At 73.2% G+C, this 2,921-nt stretch carries 3 protein-coding genes and 1 pseudogene; 3 read left to right on the forward strand and 1 reads right to left on the reverse strand.

The genetic code is table 11. From position 1 onward, the window contains the following. A pseudogene (locus ACIY1X_RS07565) lies at nt 1-548 on the reverse strand (DNA polymerase I); the annotation flags it as partial. Between the two features lie 162 nt (nt 549-710). Between ACIY1X_RS07565 and ACIY1X_RS07570 the strand changes: the two are divergent. The 3 genes from ACIY1X_RS07570 to ACIY1X_RS07580 all read left to right on the forward strand — a co-directional run. Next, entirely contained in the window at nt 711-1,067 is a 357-nt protein-coding gene (locus ACIY1X_RS07570; RefSeq protein ID WP_399679518.1) for a hypothetical protein, read from the forward strand. A 10-nt stretch (nt 1,068-1,077) separates the two neighbouring features. Next, nucleotides 1,078-2,139: a homoserine kinase gene (locus ACIY1X_RS07575; protein ID WP_399679520.1), complete on the forward strand. Its 1,062-nt coding sequence runs from the start codon at nt 1,078-1,080 to the stop codon at nt 2,137-2,139. Further along, the coding region (locus ACIY1X_RS07580; protein ID WP_399679523.1) for a BPSS1780 family membrane protein at nt 2,136-2,921 on the forward strand (786 nt) is incomplete at its 3' end. The genes ACIY1X_RS07575 and ACIY1X_RS07580, both read left to right, overlap by 4 nt.

Here is a 2,921-nt window from a genome sequence, read left to right on the forward strand (position 1 = left end):
GTCTGGTAGTCGATCATCAGCGCCGGCGGTACGCCGAACTCCGCCGTCACGCCGGCCACGTCGCGGCGCTTGCCGTTCATGGTGTCGATGATGGTGACGTGCTCGTCGACGAGCTACGACAGGTCCTTGACGCCGCTGGAGACGATCACCTCGATGCCCTGCCCGGCCGCGGTGCGTGCCAGCGTGCCGATCACGTCGTCGGCCTCCACGTCGGGCACGCTGAGGACCGGCCAGCCGAGCAGCTTGACCACGTGGTGGATCGGCTCGATCTGCGTGCGCAGGTCGTCGGGCATGGGCGAGCGGTGCGCCTTGTACTCGGGGTACCAGTCGTCGCGGAAGGTCTTGCCGGGTGCGTCGAAGATGCAGGCCACGTAGTCCGCCCGCACCTCGCGGCGCAGCGCCTGCATCATGTTGATCATGCCCCGGATGGCGCCGGTGGCCGGGCTCTTGGGGTCGCCCGGCACCGCCCGCAGGTCGGGCATGGCGTGGAAGGCACGGTACAGGTAGCTGGAGCCGTCGACGAGCAACAGCGTCTTCTTGTCGGTCATTGGAACTACACCTTGGCGCACGCAGGCCGCCGGGGGACACGGCGGACCTTGCAGCGGCGCGGAAAAAACCATTGTGCCCGCCCGGCGCGAAGGCGCATTCGGCGCCCGGGAGGCGGCAGCGGCCGACAGCGCGCGCGCAGGCCCCCACCTACAATGCCGGGCATGACCCGCACGCACCTCCTCGCCCCCCTGCACGCCGCGCTGCTGGCGGCGGGCTGCGCCCTGGCCCCGGCCCTGCTCCATGCCCAGCCCGCGCCGGCCCCCGCCGAGGCGCAGCCGGCGCAGGGCGAGCCGCTGGACGGGCGCCGCAACCAGAAGATCGAGCACATCACGGTCGAGGACAAGGGCGCCCGCGTGGAGGAGCTGCGCTACGGCGGCGTCACCCAGAACATCACCGTGCAGCCGAAGAACAACATGCCCTCCTACGAGGTCATGCCGGCCGACCCGTCGCGCCAGGGCAGCGCCGCCACCGGCGGCGGCGACAAGGGCCCGCGGGTCTGGAATGTGCTGAAGTTCTGACGGCCGCACCGTGGCGGTCTTCACCGAAGTCGGCGCCGAAGAGGCCGGCGCCCTCATGCGCCGGCTGGGCCTGGGCGAGCTGCAGTCGCTGCGCGGCATCGAGGGCGGCATCGAGAACACCAACTACTTCGCCGGCACCGACCAGGGCGAATGGGTGCTGACGCTGTTCGAGCGCCTGCACGCCGACCAGCTGCCCTACTACCTGTGCCTGATGAAGCACCTGGCCGAGCGCGGCCTGCCGGTGCCCGAGCCCGCGGCCGACCCGGCCCAGGCGGCCCCCGCCGCCGATGCGCATCCGCTGGAAGTGGCGGCCAACGCCCCCTGCGCCCTGCTGCACACCGTGGCCGGCAAGCCCGCCGCCGTGGTCCGCCGGCTGGCCGGCCGCAGCGAGCTGGCGCCGGGCGAGCACCACTGCCGCGAACTCGGCGCCCTGCTGGCGCGCATGCACCTGGCGGCGCGCGACTTCCCGCGTATCCAGCCCAACCTGCGCGGCCTGGCCTGGTGGAACGAGACCGCCCCGGTGGTCATGCCCCACCTGGACGAGCGCCAGGCCGCCCTGCTGGCGGGCGAGCTGGCCTACCAGAACCACGTGGCCGCCTCCTCCGCCTATGCCGCGCTGCCGCGCGGGCCGGTGCATGCCGACCTGTTCCGCGACAACGCGATGTTCAGCGAGGGCGCGCCCGGCGAGCCCCCCCGCCTGACCGGCGTGTTCGACTTCTACTTCGCCGGCACCGACACCTGGCTGTTCGACATCGCCGTGTGCCTGAACGACTGGGCGATCGACCTGCCCACCGGCACGCCCGACGCCGCGCGCAGCGCCGCGCTGCTGGACGCCTACCAGTCGGTGCGCCCGCTGACCGCCGCCGAGCGCACGCTGCTGCCCGCCATGCTGCGCGCCGGCGCGCTGCGCTTCTGGATCTCGCGGCTGTGGGACTTCCACCTGCCGCGCGAGGCCAGCATGCTCAAGGCGCACGATCCCGCGCACTTCGAGCGCGTGCTGCGCCGGCGCGCTTGCACGCCGCAGGCGCCCGCGACCACGTGGGTCGCCCCGCAGCCCGCGCTCGCCGCATGAGGCTGCTCGTCGTCGCACCGGGAACGGGCGCCCGATGGGTGCGCGAGGGGCTGTCAGCCTTCCGCCGGCAGCCGATGGCCTTCTTCTCGCTGTTCATGCTGTTCATGTCGGCCATCGCGCTGCTCTCGCGCGTGCCGCTGGTGGGCGGCGCGCTGGCGGTGGCGCTGGCGCCGGCCAGCACCCTGGCGATGATGGTCGCGGCCGAGCAGGCCAGCCGCCTGCCGCCCGGGCGCCTCGCACCCGACGGCCGGCCCGTCTCGGCCGTGCTGTTCATGGCCGCGCTGCGCGCCGTGCGCGACCGCATCCGGCCGCTGGCCATGCTGGGCGCGCTGTATGCGGTGGGCGTGCTGCTGGTCGGCCTGCTGGCCACGGCCATCACCGGCGACCCCTTCGCCTCGGCCTTCGACGACCAGGGCGCGCCCCGGCCCGAGGTGATCCAGAGCGCCGGCTTCCAGGGCGCGCTGCTGCTGCGCATGGCGCTGTACCTGCCGCTGGCGCTCGCCTTCTGGCACGCGCCGGCCCTGGTGCACTGGCATGCGGTGCCGCCGGTCAAGAGCCTGTTCTTCAGCCTCGTGACCTGCCTGCGCAACTTCGGCGCGATGGCGGTCTACGGCATCGTCTGGTTCGGCGTGGTGCTGGCGGCCAGCATCGTGCTGTCGCTGGTCGGCGGCCTGGCGATGGCCGTGGCCGGCGGACTGGGCCTGGCGGTGATGGTCGGCGGCTCCTTCGTCCTGACCGCCATGTTCCTCGGCTCCACCTGGTTCAGCTTCCGCGACTGCTTC

Origin of the sequence: Xenophilus sp. (genome assembly GCF_044462705.1) — a bacterium.
Classification (GTDB): domain Bacteria; phylum Pseudomonadota; class Gammaproteobacteria; order Burkholderiales; family Burkholderiaceae_C; genus Xenophilus; species Xenophilus azovorans.

What these genes read in the sequence shown, in the direction of transcription:
- ACIY1X_RS07570 (WP_399679518.1), top strand. Translation starts at nt 711, where the DNA reads ATGACCCGCACGCACCTCCTCGCCCCCCTGCACGCCGCGCTGCTGGCG.